The sequence below is a fragment of the Paraflavitalea soli genome (assembly GCF_003555545.1).
GTDB classification, from domain to species: Bacteria; Bacteroidota; Bacteroidia; order Chitinophagales; family Chitinophagaceae; genus Paraflavitalea; species Paraflavitalea soli.
On the sequence record NZ_CP032157.1, the window covers coordinates 7,030,935 to 7,045,593 of the forward strand.

Annotated in this window: 14 protein-coding genes; 7 read left to right on the forward strand and 7 right to left on the reverse strand. The window is 47.4% G+C overall.

Annotated elements, in window-relative coordinates; translation table 11 throughout:
* Positions 1-88: 88 nt before the first annotated feature.
* Complete coding sequence (gene tsaE, locus D3H65_RS27070) at positions 89-502, forward strand: tRNA (adenosine(37)-N6)-threonylcarbamoyltransferase complex ATPase subunit type 1 TsaE (protein ID WP_119053294.1); 414 nt, start codon at positions 89-91, stop codon at positions 500-502.
* A 64-nt stretch (positions 503-566) separates the two neighbouring features.
* Positions 567-1,781, forward strand: coding sequence for an alanine dehydrogenase (locus tag D3H65_RS27075; RefSeq protein ID WP_119053295.1), 1,215 nt, complete (start codon positions 567-569; stop codon positions 1,779-1,781).
* Between the two features lie 2 nt (positions 1,782-1,783).
* Here the strand turns inward: D3H65_RS27075 and D3H65_RS27080 are convergent, their stop codons facing one another.
* The 5 genes from D3H65_RS27080 to D3H65_RS27100 form a co-directional block, all read right to left on the reverse strand.
* Entirely contained in the window at positions 1,784-2,431 is a 648-nt protein-coding gene (locus D3H65_RS27080; RefSeq protein WP_119053296.1) for an ABC transporter ATP-binding protein, read from the reverse strand.
* Positions 2,412-3,218 carry an acyl-ACP--UDP-N-acetylglucosamine O-acyltransferase gene (gene lpxA / locus D3H65_RS27085; protein ID WP_119053297.1) on the reverse strand — a complete coding sequence of 269 codons (807 nt, stop codon included), beginning with the start codon at positions 3,216-3,218 and terminating at the stop codon, positions 2,412-2,414. Before lpxA ends, D3H65_RS27080 begins: the two co-directional genes overlap by 20 nt.
* A 222-nt stretch (positions 3,219-3,440) precedes the next feature.
* Positions 3,441-4,847, reverse strand: coding sequence for a bifunctional UDP-3-O-[3-hydroxymyristoyl] N-acetylglucosamine deacetylase/3-hydroxyacyl-ACP dehydratase (locus D3H65_RS27090; protein WP_119053298.1), 1,407 nt, complete (start codon positions 4,845-4,847; stop codon positions 3,441-3,443).
* Between the two features lie 271 nt (positions 4,848-5,118).
* Positions 5,119-6,171 (reverse strand): UDP-3-O-(3-hydroxymyristoyl)glucosamine N-acyltransferase, encoded by a 1,053-nt coding sequence (gene lpxD / locus D3H65_RS27095; RefSeq protein WP_119053299.1) that lies wholly within the window; start codon positions 6,169-6,171, stop codon positions 5,119-5,121.
* Positions 6,172-6,265: 94 nt separating this feature from the next.
* Complete coding sequence (locus D3H65_RS27100; RefSeq protein WP_119053300.1) at positions 6,266-7,483, reverse strand: HD domain-containing protein; 1,218 nt, start codon at positions 7,481-7,483, stop codon at positions 6,266-6,268.
* Between the two features lie 232 nt (positions 7,484-7,715).
* Between D3H65_RS27100 and porX the strand changes: the two genes are divergently transcribed.
* From porX to D3H65_RS27125, 5 genes are all read left to right on the forward strand, one after another.
* On the forward strand, positions 7,716-9,272 hold the full coding sequence (porX, locus tag D3H65_RS27105; RefSeq protein WP_119053301.1) for a T9SS response regulator signal transducer PorX: 1,557 nt from the start codon (positions 7,716-7,718) through the stop codon (positions 9,270-9,272).
* 209 nt (positions 9,273-9,481) lie between these two features.
* A complete protein-coding gene (locus D3H65_RS27110) occupies positions 9,482-9,757 on the forward strand; it encodes a hypothetical protein (protein WP_119053302.1) in 276 nt (91 codons plus the stop codon).
* Positions 9,758-9,888: 131 nt separating this feature from the next.
* The gene (locus D3H65_RS27115) at positions 9,889-10,665 is read left to right on the forward strand and encodes an MBL fold metallo-hydrolase (RefSeq protein WP_119053303.1); all 777 of its coding nucleotides are present in this window, start codon (positions 9,889-9,891) and stop codon (positions 10,663-10,665) included.
* 64 nt (positions 10,666-10,729) lie between these two features.
* On the forward strand, positions 10,730-11,665 hold the full coding sequence (locus D3H65_RS27120; RefSeq protein WP_119053304.1) for a ComEA family DNA-binding protein: 936 nt from the start codon (positions 10,730-10,732) through the stop codon (positions 11,663-11,665).
* Between the two features lie 102 nt (positions 11,666-11,767).
* Positions 11,768-12,910 (forward strand): acyl-CoA dehydrogenase family protein, encoded by a 1,143-nt coding sequence (locus tag D3H65_RS27125; protein WP_119053305.1) that lies wholly within the window; start codon positions 11,768-11,770, stop codon positions 12,908-12,910.
* Positions 12,911-13,040: 130 nt separating this feature from the next.
* On the opposite strand, the gene D3H65_RS33075 is transcribed toward D3H65_RS27125, so the two are convergent.
* Positions 13,041-13,214 (reverse strand): hypothetical protein, encoded by a 174-nt coding sequence (locus D3H65_RS33075; protein WP_162915833.1) that lies wholly within the window; start codon positions 13,212-13,214, stop codon positions 13,041-13,043.
* A gap of 87 nt (positions 13,215-13,301) precedes the next feature.
* Positions 13,302-14,540, reverse strand: a complete 1,239-nt coding sequence (gene clpX, locus D3H65_RS27130) for an ATP-dependent Clp protease ATP-binding subunit ClpX (RefSeq protein ID WP_119053306.1) — start codon at positions 14,538-14,540, stop codon at positions 13,302-13,304.
* Positions 14,541-14,659 lie beyond the last annotated feature (119 nt).

A 14,659-nucleotide genomic window follows, 5' to 3' on the forward strand; every position in this document is an offset into this window, starting at 1 on the left:
ATGAATCTACGATAAATATCTTTACGGGGTTGCAATTTCCCGCGGGCATTATTCCAAAAAGGATTACCCGGCCGTATCTTTGCGGCCTATGGAAATACGGTTTATGCTGGATGGTATTCAGGAGGCGGCCAGGCAGTTCTGGCAGGCCGGGGACGGCGCTAAAGTCTTTGCTTTCCATGGTGCTATGGGAGCCGGTAAAACTACTTTTATCCATGCGCTGTGTGCTGTAAAAGGGGTGACGAGTACGGTGGGCAGCCCTACTTTTTCCATCATTAATGAATATGTATGGCCCGGCGGATCGATGTTTCATATTGATCTGTACCGCCTGAAAGGGGAGGAGGAAGCCATCCAGGCGGGTGTGGAAGACTGCCTGTATTCGGGCAATATCTGCCTGGTGGAATGGCCTGAAAGGGCTGAGGGTATTTTCCCGGATGGTACGGTACCTGTATTCATCAGTGCCATTGATCCTCAAACGCGTGTTCTGAGGATAGGGGATAAATGAGTATATTTGATGGCTTTCTATTATAAGTTTTAATCAACAGCAACCTGAAAACTGAAAACGTTTCATGTCTCAGCAAAAACCTCACATCAGCACCTCTTTCAGTTACGAAACACTTGAAGAAAAACTTGATATAAAACCCAAGGGGGCTCAGTTACATATTGGTATTCCCAAAGAGACGGCTTTCCAGGAAAACCGGATTGCGCTGACTCCGGAAGCGGTGGGTGTATTGATCAGCAACGGGCATGATGTGGTCATTGAGCACAATGCGGGAGAAGCGGCGCATTACCGCGACCGGGATTATAGTGAGGCTGGCGCCCGGATAGTTTATGAGAAGGCTGAAGTATTCAAATCGCCCATATTGGTGAAGAGTGCTCCGGTGGTAGAAGAAGATCTTCCCTACCTGCAATTCAATCAGGTGATCATTTCTCCCATCCATGTTTCTGCTATGAAGGCGGAGCTGCTGCAGAAGATGATGGACAAGCGCATTACGGCTATTTCCTTCGAGACCTTAAAAGATGACAGTGATAGTCTGCCGATCGTACGCAGCATGAGTGAGATTGCGGGTAGTGCGGTAATGCTGATCGCAGCACAGTACCTGGGTTCGGCCAATCATGGCAAGGGGGTGTTGCTCGGCGGTATATCGGGTATTCCGCCTACCAAGGTCATTATCCTGGGGGCTGGTATTGTAGGGGAGTTTGCTGCCCGTGCGGCGTTGGCGCTGGGCGCCTCGGTAAAAGTATTTGACAATAGTGTATACCGTTTGAAGCGGTTGCAGAACAATATTGGTCAGCGGATGTGGACCTCTGTAATGGAGCCACGCATCCTGGCCAAGCAATTAAAGACCTGTGAAGTGGCGGTAGGAGCGCTGGCTTCTCAGAGTGGCCGTACACCGGTAGTGGTGACGGAAGAAATGGTGAGCAATATGCGTCCCGGCAGTGTGGTGATCGATGTGAGTATTGATCGCGGGGGGTGCTTTGAAACGTCGGAAATAACCAGTCATGAGCAGCCTATCTTTATGAAGTATGGGGTTATTCATTACTGTGTGCCCAATATACCTTCGGGATTTGCGCGTACTGCCTCCCAGGCCATCAGCAATGTATTGATGCCGTTGTTGCTGGAAGCTGGTGAAGAAGGCGGATTTGAAAGTCTGGTATGGCATAAGGTGCACCTGCGCAGTGGTATCTATATCTTCAAGGGTGCGCTTACGAATTTCCACCTCAGTCAGCGTTTTGATCTCAAGTATACAGATCTGAACTTGCTGATCGCGAGTCAGCGGTAAGGTTATTTGTAATCAAGTATGCTGATCTTCTCTTTGCAAAATCCATATTCCTGGATATCATTACTGCTTACAATAACGAGGCGATCGCTGCAATAATCGTTGATGAGTTGCTGGTAGAGGGCTACGCCTTCTGCATCGAGGTTGGTGCAGGGTTCGTCCAATAGGAGGCAGGGTACATCACTGAAGATGGCCTGTGCCAGTTTTACGCGTTGTTTCATACCACTGCTGTAGTGGCGGATCTGCTTGTGGGCTGCTTTGCCGAGGCCCACTACTTCAATAACCTTTGGAATGGTGATAGCCGGGAGGAATGGCTTGAACCTGGTGTGGAATGTCAGTAGTTCGGTCACGGTCATTTCTTCTATGACCTCCAGGTAGGGGGCGGCGATGGCAATATGCTGATAAAGATTATCAGTGGATAGTTTTCCATTGCCGGTGATGGCTGGCTGTTGTCCTTTGCCGGGTACTTCATAGCCGAGACCGCCCTCACTCATCATGAGTGCGCCACCTATGACCTGCAGCAAAGTAGATTTACCCGAACCATTGGGGCCGGTGATGGCATAGGCATTGCCAGTAGTAAATTCGTAAGTGACGTTACGGAATATCCAATCGCGGTTGAATCGTTTGCCGGCTTTAGTCAGCGATATCTTCATCCACACTACCTTTTGAATAGCGTTTAATGATACCACGACCACTTTCACGGATGAAGGTCACGATCTCATCGCGCTCGTCTGTTGCAGGGAATTCTTCTTCCAGGAATTCGAGGGCCTGGCTGGTATTCATTCCTTTGTTGTAGATAACACGATATATATCCAGGATGTGATTGATCTTGTCGATGGTAAAGCCCCTGCGTTTGAGACCTACAGAGTTGGCGCCGGAATAGCTCAAAGGCTGGCGGCCGGCTTTGATATAGGGTGGAACATCTTTACCTACGAGTGAGCCACCGCTAACGAAGGCATGTTGTCCGATCTTGACAAACTGGTGAACGGCGCACATACCACCGAGAATAGCCCAGTCGCCCACTTCTACGTGGCCGGCCAATTGGGTATTGTTGCTCAGTACGCAATAGTTACCTACCACGCAATCGTGTGCCAGGTGACTGTAGGCCATGATGAGGCTATTGTGCCCAACTTTGGTCTTCCAGCTATCTTTTGTGCCCCTGTTGATGGTTACAAATTCACGGATGGTGGTGTTGTCGCCAATCTCAACAATGGTATCCTCGCCTTCAAATTTGAGATCCTGGGGCATGGCTGCAATTACAGCACCGGGAAATATGCGACAGTTTTTACCGATGCGGGCGCCTTCCATGATGGTTACGTTGCTGCCGATCCAGGTGCCTTCACCAATTTCAACATTCTGGTGAATGACAGTGAAAGGATCGATCTTAACGTTGGTAGCCAACCTGGCATTGGGATGAATGTAGGTATGAGGATGGATCATTGTATTGACGTTCTTAAGTGTAGCCTGGAATTGGCTCTTTGGAGCGACGGACAGTGGTTCCCCCTGGGAATCCGGCTGTTGTTCGCCTGGCGTATACTTATGGATTGGTTGATGTTTGATATTAAAAGATTGTACTAAAATAGACAAAAGTCATGCAATTAACCCCTATAATCAAATATAATTTATTCTGATTAAGAGGGGTTATCCGCTCTAATCGCTTCGTTAGCCACGTTTTACCAGCTGTGCCATCAAATCTCCCTCTGTTGCGATCTTGTTGCCGATGTACACTTTTCCGCGCATTTCACAGATACCACGACGTATTGGAGCTAACAACTCCATTTTTAAGATCATAGTATCCCCTGGCACTACTTTTTGCTTGAACTTAACATTATCGATCTTTAGAAAATAAGTGTCGTATTCGCCGGGGGGCATGGCATTGATACAAAGAATACCGCCTGTTTGTGCGAGGGCTTCTACCTGTAATACACCTGGCATTACGGGATTGCCTGGAAAGTGGCCCTGGAAAAATGGCTCATTAAAGGTGACATTTTTGATACCGACTATGTGACGGTCGCTCAATTCAATGATCTTATCGACCAATAAGAATGGAAAACGATGAGGTAATGTCTTCTCTATTTGCTGTAACGTATAAACGGCAGGTTGGTTTGCATCGTATACAGGAATATCTTTAACGTGCTTATTCTTTTTAATGTATTGCTTGATCTTGCGTGCAAAGTCAACGTTGGTGCTATGACCGGGACGGTTAGCGATGATATGTGCCTTGATGGGATAACCGATCAGGGCCAGGTCACCTACTACATCCAGCAATTTGTGGCGTGCAGGCTCATTGGAAAAACGAAGTTCCAGGTTATTGAGGTAGCCTTCACTCTTTACTTCCATTTTCTTGCGGCCAAACGCTTTTGCGAGGCGCTCCATTTCCCCGTCTGTAACAGGCTTGTCTACCACTACGATGGCATTGTTGATATCGCCACCCTTGATCAGGTTATGTTCCAATAGCATTTCCAGCTCGTGCAGGAATACGAAAGTACGGGAGGAGGCTATTTCGGTTTTGAATTCCTGCATAGACTTAAGACCGGCGTGCTGGGTGCCCAACACGGGGCTATTAAAGTCTATGAGTGTGGTGATCTTATATTCCGTTGCAGGGAGGGCTGTCATTTCCACCCTTTTCTTTTCGTCGTAGTGGGTGATATTGGTATCGATGGTGTACCAGATCTTGGCAGCTTCCTGTTCTACTACGCCCGCTTCTTCGATGATCTCTACAAAGGGAGAGGAACTACCGTCAATAATAGGAATTTCTGGTCCATTCAATTCGATGAGGCAGTTGTCGACGCCCATACCTACCAGGGCGGCGAGAATATGCTCTATGGTGCTTACTTTGGCGCCATTGTCTTCGAGTGTAGTACCACGGGAAGTATCGGTAACCAGATCACAATCAGCCTTAATAACGGGCTGGCCGGGAAGGTCGATGCGCTGAAATTGGTAACCAAAGCCTGCATTGGCTGGTTTTAAGGTCATGTCGACATTAATGCCGGTGTGTAATCCGGTACCAGAAATGCTTACTGCAGCGCCTAAAGTATGTTGTTTGTCCGGATTGAAGGTAGCGTCCATTCTTGTTTTTTAAAGGATGGCGCAAAGATAACAGAAAGTTTGTTTGCGGGGTGAGGTTTGTATGATTGTTTCCCCTAAATGCTTGTTAATGAATGTGTCTGTAATGGGCTTTGCCCAGGAACAGGCAGGCATGATCGCAGGATAGGAGATGGGTGGCCTACCTATCTCCCACGGAGCATATACGGGGCTTCCCCGGAGGAGGGTCCCGGTAAAGTCCCGATAAGGTCTCGAAAAGGTCTCGATAAGGTCCCGATAAGGGTGCTGGTAGCGGTTACAGGTTTACTTTTTCGGCCAGCAGTTGCTGTACGAGTTTTTCCAGTTCTTTGATCCGTTTTTCCATATCCGGGAGGTTGCGGCTGAGGGCCTGGCTGCGGAGGGTGCTGGTATAATCGAATGCGGGAGAACCAGTTACGGCAGTATTGGGTGTTTTGATGGATTTACTTACGCCGCTTTGTGCGTTGATACGGGCGCCATCGGCTATAAAAAGGTGGCCTACAATACCTGCCTGGCCGCCGATCATGACGTTATTACCCAGTTTGGTGCTGCCGCTAACGCCTGCCTGTGCGGCAATAACGGTATTATTGCCTACTTCCACATTGTGGGCTATCTGGATCAGGTTGTCCAGTTTGGCGCCTGATTTAATGAGGGTAGAGCCCATGGTGGCGCGGTCGATGGTGGCATTGGCGCCTATTTCTACAAAGTCTTCCACGATCACATTGCCGATCTGGGGCACTTTTTTGAAGCTGCCGTCGGCCTGGGGGGCAAAGCCAAACCCATCACTGCCTACCACGGTACCGGCGTGAATGGTTACGTTCTTACCCACTATACAATCGTGGTACACCTTTACGCCGGGGTGGATGATGGTATTGTCGCCGATCCTTACGTTATCTCCGATGAAGGTATTGGGGAATATTTTTACGTTGTTGCCCAAGGTGACGTGTTCTCCGATATAACTAAATGCGCCCACGAATATGTTCTGCCCCAGTTTGGCGGTTTTGGCGATATAGCTCGGTTCCTGAATACCAGTCATTTGCTGGGTGGCCATTTCCTGGTATTTGGACAGGAGGGTGGCAAAGGCGGTATAGGCGTCGGGTACGCGGAGCAAGGTGGCGCTGACGGTTTGTTTCAGTTCCTGTGTGGCATTGATGATCACAATAGAAGCGCCGGTAGTATATAGGAAATCTTCGTATTTGGGATTGGCAAGGAATGCAAGCTGGCCTTTTTGGGCTTCTTCAATTTTGCCGAAAGACCCTACGGAGGCGTTGGCATCGCCTTCGATGGTTGCGTTGATGAGCATGGCTATTTGGGCGGCCGTAAATTGCATGGTTATATTTTATTGAGCTGTGAGCTATGAGCTGCGAGCTACGAGCAAAAACAGCAAGTTGTCTGGCTCGCTGCCCGAAGCTCGTGGCCGAAGGCTAATTCAAATAGCAAATGTAATATTTTTTTACAGGGCTTGCGAGTGCCTGATGGATCAGGGCATTGTCGACCTTTGAAATATCTTTTGCCGTACCGTCCTTGAACAGGATATTGATCCTTTCTTCCCGGGGATCGTAGGTGGTGTTTTCGGCCACGCCACTAAACAAAAAGTAATGGCAATCGCGCTCCTCTATTTGCATTTCGCGGCAAATCCTGTTCCGTTGTTCCTCCATCCAGGCAGGATTAACAGGTGTGGCGGTTAATTTAACTTTTAATAAGCGGCGGGTGACAAGACAGTCGCACAATTTGGCCAATACCCTATCCTCATGGAACATCCAGTTTTTGATGGTGGCCAGTACATCGTAGTCGTCCAGGAGGCAAAATTGTTCCAGGTGGGCCTCAATGGAGGTAACGGTATGGTGGTTTTGTAAGAAGAAATCAAATACGGGGGAGGTAGACCTAACGGTTATTCCCCTTGTAATAAGCTCCTGGGCCCTTTCAATGATCTTGACAAGCATTTTTTCGGCACAGAGTACGGTTTTATGAAGGTATACCTGCCAATACATAAGCCGGCGGGATACCAGGAACTTCTCAATGGAATAGATGGCTTTTTCTTCTACCATGAGCTCGTCATTCTGTACGGTCAGCATCTTCAGGATACGGTCGTAGCCGATCACGCCTTCGGATACACCGGTAAAGAAGCTATCACGGGTAAGGTAGTCCATGCGGTCTACATCCAACTGGCCTGAAATAAGCTGGTGGAGGAAGGGTTTGTGGTATTTATTGGTAAATATCTCAATGGCCAGGGTGAGGGCTCCATCCAGCTCATTGTTTAATATTTCCATGATCCGGATGGAAATGGTCTCATGGTGTATGCCTTTCAGCAGTTTGTTTTCCAGGGCATGGGAGTAGGGACCATGGCCCACATCGTGGAGCAGAATGGCTATTTTGGCGGCTACTTCCTCTTCGGGGGTGATAACTACACCCTTATTCTTTAGCTCATGGAGGGCATTGCACATGAGGTGATAAGCGCCCAGGGAGTGGTGCAGGCGGGTATGGACGGCGCCCGGATATACCAATTGGGCAAAAGCCATTTGGTGAATACGTCGTAAACGCTGGTACCAGGGATGGGCTATTACCTTAAAAACAAGGGGATGATCGAGGGTAATAAAGCCGTAAACAGGGTCATTAATGATCTTTCTGATGCCGGATGCCATTTCGCTGCTTGCTGTTTTGTTAAAATTGCTGCTAAAAGGAGGTGACAAAAGTACAGATTAACTGATTGCACCGGGAATAATGTATTTTGGAGAAGAATACTGAAAGAATACAGAATTCAGAATACAGTATACAGAAGCCTGGGTGCGGCCAGGGAAGGCAGAGGTGGGTGGCTTTTGAATTGCTGCTATTTGGACAAGTACCTAAATAAACAACAACTATTAAAAATTTTACATGGCATTAGGAAAGATACTTTGGGTGGATGATGAAATAGAAAGTTTACAATCGCAAATACTGTTCTTACAGAATAAAGGTTATGAAGTAAGTGCGCTGACGAATGGATTTGATGCGGTGGATTTTGTGCGTGATAATATTGTGGACGTAGTACTGCTGGATGAGACGATGCCGGGCATTACCGGACTGGAGACGATTGCGAAGATAAAAGAGGTCAACCAACATGTTCCGATTGTCATGATCACCAAGAACGAAACGGAAAACCTGATGGATGAGGCCATTGGCAGCCAGATCACAGATTACCTGATCAAGCCGGTCAATCCCAACCAGGTATTGTTGAGCCTGAAGAAGATCATTGACAATAAAAGGCTGGTGGCGGAAAAGACCACCACGGCCTACCAGCAACAGTTTCGCAACTTATTTATGGCGCTGAACAGCAGCCCGGACTATAACGAGTGGATGGAGATCTATAAAAAGCTGGTATACTGGGAACTGGAAATGGAGAAAAGTGACAGTCCGGAGATGCAGGAAGTGTTTCAGTCGCAGAAAAGTGAGGCCAACAATGAGTTCTTCAAGTTCATATCCAGGAATTACGCCAAGTGGGTGGGACCGAAATCGGTAGAAGGGCCGGTGATGTCGCATACCCTGTTTAAATACAAGGTTATGCCGCACGTGGAAAAAGGGGTACCTACATTTTTCCTGTTGATCGATAACCTGCGTTTTGACCAATGGAAGGCGATACAACCCATTTTTGCCGAGAGTTTCCGGATCCTGGAGGAGGAGAGTTTTTACAGCATTCTGCCTACTGCCACGCAATATGCCCGGAATGCGATTTTCAGTGGATTACTTCCCATGGATATTGAGAAGGCCTACCCGCAACAATGGAAGAATGATGATGAGGAAGGTGGGAAGAACCTGTTTGAGGAAGAGTTTTTCCGGGGCCAACTGAAAAGGATGAAGCGGGATGATGTGCGCTTTTCCTATACGAAGATATTGAATAACCAGGCTGGCCAGGACCTGGTGAATAACATACATAACCTGCTGAATAATGACCTGAACATCATTGTATACAACTTTGTGGACATGCTGAGCCATGCGCGTACGGAAATGGAGGTGCTGAAAGAGCTGGCGGGTGATGAGATCAGCTACCGATCTGTTACCAAAAGCTGGTTTGAGCATTCGCCGCTGCACCAGGCATTGAAGAAGATAGCGGATAAGAAGATCAATATTGTATTGGCCACAGACCACGGCAGTGTGCGGGTGAAAACGCCGGCCAAAGTGATCGGAGATAAGCAAACTACTACGAACCTGCGCTATAAGCACGGCCGTAACCTCAATTATGAGCAGAAGGAGGTATTGGCCTTCCGTGATCCTAAAGAGGCCGGATTGCCGGTGCCCACGGTGAACTCTTCTTTCATTTTTGCGAAGGAAGACCTGTTCCTGTGTTATCCGAATAATTACAACTATTATGTGAATTATTACCGTAATACTTTTCAGCATGGTGGGGTGAGCCTAGAGGAGATGATCGTGCCGGTGATCAAGATGACGAATAAGTAGGGGAAGCAAGCTGCGAGCTATGAGCTTCGAGCTGCGAGCGAATACAACTGACTGGACAGGTGATTTAAGGTTGGATTCAGGTTTATTTCAGAAATATTGTGAGAAGTGGCTGATTTTCTGTCCACTGAGTGTGGAAAACATTAATAGCCCATAAACTGCTCACCGCAGACATTTGGCTAATTTTGGTAGTGAACTTTGGTAGTACGACTATGAAATATACCCAGAACACATTAGATAAGATTGAACGGATACTGGACGAGGTGGAATATGTGGTGCGCTATGAGCGGGGCAATTTCCAGAGCGGCTATTGTATCCTTGAGGCCAGAAAGGTGGTGGTGCTGAATAAGTTCCTTCAAATGGAGGGGCGTATTAATACGCTCATTGATCTTATCCCGCAACTGAATATTGATCCCGACATGTTGTCTGCAGAAGTGCGCAGAACGTATGAGGATGTACTGGCCAGGCATGCTGCTGCAGAGAAGTAAGAACAAGCTAGTCCTGAGTCTTTAGTTCTGAGTCGGGAGTCCAGGAGGTTCATTTTTGTTACCCGCCTATTATTTCCTGTTTCTATCCTCTTACTTCATTTTTCATACCCCATACTTCGTATTTTTATTGCGTGAGTTATCCTTCATTAAAGATCACTTTTTTAGGTACGGGTACCAGTAGTGGCGTACCCATGATAGCCTGCGATTGTCCTGTGTGTCAATCGCCGGATAAAAAAGACAAAAGACTAAGGTCCAGCATCCTGGTGCAGTCGGCCAATACCACGCTGGCGGTAGATGCCGGCCCCGACTTTCGTTACCAGATGTTGCGGGCGAATGTAAAGCACCTGGATGCCATTGTGTTTACGCACCCTCATAAGGATCATGTGGCGGGCCTGGATGATGTACGGGCCTTTAATTTTTTCTCCCAACAGCCCATGAAGGTTTTTGCCAATGAGATGACCCAGGAAGTGATTATCCGGGAATTCCCCTATGCTTTTTATGAGACCAGGTATCCGGGTTTGCCGGAGATCCAGCTTACAACCATCGATCTGACGCCTTTTATGGTAGGAGATATACTGGTCACGCCGGTGCAGGTGTGGCATTTAAAGATGCCGGTAATGGGATTCCGCTTTGGGAAGTTTACCTATATCACGGATGCCAATAATATTGAACCTGCCGAAAAAGATAAGATACGTGGAAGTGAAGTGCTGGTGTTAAATACCCTGCGGAAGGAAAAGCATATTTCCCATTATAGCCTTTCAGAAGGTATTGCTGTGGCACAGGAATTAGCCATCCCCCAAACCTATTTTACCCACCTCAGTCACCAGATGGGGAAGCACGCCGATGTAGAAACTGAACTGCCGGAAGGCATTAACCTCGGCTGGGATGGTCTGGTGCTAAATCTATAAAATATTTTAACCGTATGTATATGTATGGCGGCAGCTGATCAGGCTGCCTGCTACCGCATATGCTATGAAAAACAACTTCAGGGAGTATTTCAATTTCACCAAAAAAGAACGCACCGGAATCATTGTATTGCTGGTGCTGATATTAGCTACGATTATTATCCCTTATTTATTGCCTGCTCCAGCTGTACAAACCGACAAGGCGGCTTTTGAAAAACTGCGCCAGCGGGTGGCAGCTTTGGAAACCGGGGAGCCAGATGGAGAGAATGACCAGCCCGGGAATGACGTCCGCATTGCTGAAACACCAGCAAAGCAAACGACCTTTTATGTTTTTGACCCCAATACATTGCCAGTAGAAGGATGGATAAAAATGGGCATTAGGGAACGTACTGCCCAAACCATTCAACATTACCTGGCAAAGGGAGGGCGGTTTCGCCAGCCCGGCGACTTGTATAAGGTTTATGGCTTGAAAAAGGAGGAAGCAGAGCGGCTGGTGCCTTATGTGCGTATAAAAGAGGCAGCGCCAGTTGTGGAACGGGCGCCTGCTATTTATGCGGCTGATTCTGCGGCCCGGAGGTATAAAAGGGAGGTGTATGCCAAACCAGCTGTCATTGATATCAATATGGCTGACACAACGGCTTTTATTGCTTTGCGGGGCATTGGTAGTAAACTGGCCCGGCGTATTGTTCATTTCAGGGAGAAACTGGGCGGTTTTTATGCAGTGGCACAGGTGGGCGAAACCTATGGTCTTCCGGACTCTACTTTTCAACAGATCAGGCAATATTTGCAATGCTCATCGCCCGCAGTGCGCACCCTCAATATTAATTCAGCTGATATTGACATGCTCAGACAACATCCTTATATTAGATGGGCGCTGGCCAATGGTATTGTGCAATACAGGGCGCAACATGGGGCCTATCAATCTGTGGATCAGTTATTGCAGATCAACATTGTAAGTGCTGAAATACTGGAAAAAATAAGGCCTTACCTGGCCGTTGAGTGAAGACAAAATATTTATTATATTTAGTGCTAACAATTGTTAGTTTTTCAAAAATAGTATTATCTTGCAGCAGCCTCTAAGGGTTCTTGCCAACGAATTTATCTTATGAATTTCGAGACTTCTGAATTAACACAACAGGTAGCACAGACTGCCCGGGATTTTGCGCAGCAACATATCAAACCCTATGTCATGAACTGGGATGAGACCCAGGAATTTCCACTCCAGGTATTCCGGGAGATGGGAAAGCTGGGGTTGATGGGGGTGCTGGTGCCTGAAAAGTATGAGGGTGCTGGTCTTAGCTATTTTGAGTATGTAGCCATTTTACAGGAGATAGGAAAGGTTTGCGGGTCTATTGCCCTGAGTGTAGCGGCCCATAATTCTCTTTGTACAGGTCATATTATGGCTTTTGGCAATGAGGAGCAGAAGCAAAAGTACCTTCCTAAACTGGCTACTGCCGAATGGCTTGGAGCCTGGGGTCTGACGGAGCCGAATACCGGTAGTGATGCCGGTAATATGAAAACGACTGCTGTGCGGGATGGTGATCATTGGGTGTTGAATGGCACTAAATGCTGGATCACACATGGTAAGAGTGGCGATGTAGCGGTGGTAATTGCCCGTACAGGCGAGCCACGATCAAAAGATAATGCTACGGCATTTGTAGTAGAGCGCGGAACTCCTGGTTTTACGGGTGGTAAAAAAGAGAATAAGCTGGGTATGCGGGCCAGTGAAACAGCAGAAATGATCTTCGATAATTGCCGGATACCGGATGCCAACCGACTTGGTGAGGTAGGAGCAGGATTTAAGCAATCGCTGAAAGTGCTGGATGGCGGACGTATTTCGATAGCGGCATTATCACTGGGTATTGCCAAAGGGGCTTATGAAGCTTCTGTACAATATTCCAAAGAGCGCCACCAGTTTGACCAGCCGATCTCTAATTTTCAGGGTATCTCTTTTAAGCTGGCAGATATGGCTACGGAGATCATGGCGGCGGAATTACTTACGCTGCAAGCCTGCGATCTTAAGATAAGAGGACAGCAGATGACGAAAGAAGCGGCCATGGCAAAATATTATGCGAGTGAGGTAGCGGTGAAAGTGGCCAACGATGCAGTACAGATATTCGGGGGATACGGTTATACGAAGGATTTCCCGGTTGAAAAATATTACCGCGATAGTAAGTTATGTACTATCGGTGAAGGGACCTCTGAAATCCAGAAGCTGGTTATTTCGAGAGAAGTTTTGAGAGCCTAAAGGTTACGAAAGGTTGCTTGTCACGTCAAGAGGCCCCGTTGGTTGCGGGGCCTTTTTTATTTGTGCCGGATGAACGGATTTATAAAACTATTCTTGCTTATATCAGATAAATAGATACTTTGATGATGGCCTATGGCATAAAGTCGTCATCATCCTTCTTTGCGTATTTATCGAATACTTTATCAATGGCGCCACCGAAGATGGGGAACTTTTCTTTGGCAAAGTTCTTCACGATCTCCACGGCTTTATAAGCCTGCTTTTCTGTAAGTCCTTCGGCCATGAGTTTTTTGACAAGTTCATCCATGATAAGTTATTATTTAAGTTGGCTACTAAAAGAAACAGAGGCATACAATATGCCTCTGTAAATTAATGGAAATATATTTAATGAAGCCTAGGCTACTTTCAGCAGGCTCATTTTGCTCTTGTCGAATTTCTTCACGGCATATTCCAGGGTGAGGTGGAATACCTGTTGTTTGGAGGAAGGCATTTCAAACATGGCATCGGTAAGGATGCTTTCGCAGATGCTGCGCAAACCTCTTGCTCCCAGCTTGTATTCAAGGGCTTTGTCGACCATGAAATCCAGCACATCTTCATCCACATTCAACTGGATATTTTCCAGCTCAAACAACCGCTTGTATTGCTTGATCAATGCGTTCTTAGGCTCTGTAAGAATAGAACGCAGGGTGGGTTTATCCAGTGGGTTGAGGTGGGTAACAACGGGCAAACGGCCCAGTAACTCAGGGATCAGGCCAAATGACTTGAGGTCAGTGGCGTTGATATACTGCAGCAGGTTCTTTTTCATGTGCTCCTGCAGGTCCTTGTTTACGTTGAATCCGATGGCGTTGGTATTTACCCGGCGGGCGATCACCCTGTCGATACCGTCGAATGCGCCTCCGCAAATGAAGAGGATATTCTGAGTATTGATCTTGATGAGCTTTTGTTCGGGGTGTTTACGGCCTCCCTGTGGTGGTACCAGTACATCGGTACCTTCCAACAGCTTTAACAGGCCTTGTTGCACACCTTCACCGCTTACATCGCGGGTGATGGAAGGATTATCGCCTTTGCGGGCGATCTTATCGATCTCATCGATGTATACGATGCCTCTTTCGGCAGCAGGTACATCGTAGTTACAAACCTGCAGCAGGCGGGTGAGGATGCTTTCCACATCTTCCCCTACATAACCAGCTTCTGTAAAGACGGTTGCATCTACAATGGCAAAAGGAACATTGAGTAATTTGGCAATGGTCTTAGCCAGCAGGGTTTTACCGGTACCGGTTTCGCCTACCATTACGATGTTGCTTTTTTCAATATCTACTTCACCTTCGGCTACTTTTTGCTGAAGACGTTTATAGTGATTGTACACTGCTACTGCCAATACTTTTTTAGCGTCATCCTGTCCGATCACGTATTCATCGAGGAAGCGTTTTACTTCCACGGGTTTCTTTACGTTGAGCTTGAAAGAAGGAGATGCTGCGGGTGTTTCACTGCGGATCATGAGTTCCTGCTCAATGATCTCCCGGGCGTGCTCTACACAGTTCTCGCAAATATGCCCTTCCTGGCCGGCAATAAGGATCTTTACCTCATCGCGGCTGCGACCACAAAAAGAACAATGTAAGGTTGTCTTTGCCATTAGTATATTAATCTCCGGCTACAAAGGTATTCAAAGGGACCTCGAAATCCAAGTAAATAGCCTGTGGCGGGGATATTGGGTGATTTAGAAGGGCCCAAAGAGGTTAGTCCCTGAGCCCT

Bases quoted from the DNA above. Each gene is read 5' to 3' on its own strand.
- tsaE (WP_119053294.1), top strand. From the start codon at position 89: ATGGAAATACGGTTTATGCTGGATGGTATTCAGGAGGCGGCCAGGCAG.
- D3H65_RS27075 (WP_119053295.1), top strand. From the start codon at position 567: ATGTCTCAGCAAAAACCTCACATCAGCACCTCTTTCAGTTACGAAACA.
- D3H65_RS27080 (WP_119053296.1), bottom strand. From the start codon at position 2,431: ATGAAGATATCGCTGACTAAAGCCGGCAAACGATTCAACCGCGATTGG.
- lpxA (WP_119053297.1), bottom strand. From the start codon at position 3,218: ATGATCCATCCTCATACCTACATTCATCCCAATGCCAGGTTGGCTACC.
- D3H65_RS27090 (WP_119053298.1), bottom strand. From the start codon at position 4,847: ATGGACGCTACCTTCAATCCGGACAAACAACATACTTTAGGCGCTGCA.
- lpxD (WP_119053299.1), bottom strand. From the start codon at position 6,171: ATGCAATTTACGGCCGCCCAAATAGCCATGCTCATCAACGCAACCATC.
- D3H65_RS27100 (WP_119053300.1), bottom strand. From the start codon at position 7,483: ATGGCATCCGGCATCAGAAAGATCATTAATGACCCTGTTTACGGCTTT.
- porX (WP_119053301.1), top strand. From the start codon at position 7,716: ATGGCATTAGGAAAGATACTTTGGGTGGATGATGAAATAGAAAGTTTA.
- D3H65_RS27110 (WP_119053302.1), top strand. From the start codon at position 9,482: ATGAAATATACCCAGAACACATTAGATAAGATTGAACGGATACTGGAC.
- D3H65_RS27120 (WP_119053304.1), top strand. From the start codon at position 10,730: ATGAAAAACAACTTCAGGGAGTATTTCAATTTCACCAAAAAAGAACGC.
- D3H65_RS27125 (WP_119053305.1), top strand. From the start codon at position 11,768: ATGAATTTCGAGACTTCTGAATTAACACAACAGGTAGCACAGACTGCC.
- D3H65_RS33075 (WP_162915833.1), bottom strand. From the start codon at position 13,214: ATGGATGAACTTGTCAAAAAACTCATGGCCGAAGGACTTACAGAAAAG.
- clpX (WP_119053306.1), bottom strand. From the start codon at position 14,540: ATGGCAAAGACAACCTTACATTGTTCTTTTTGTGGTCGCAGCCGCGAT.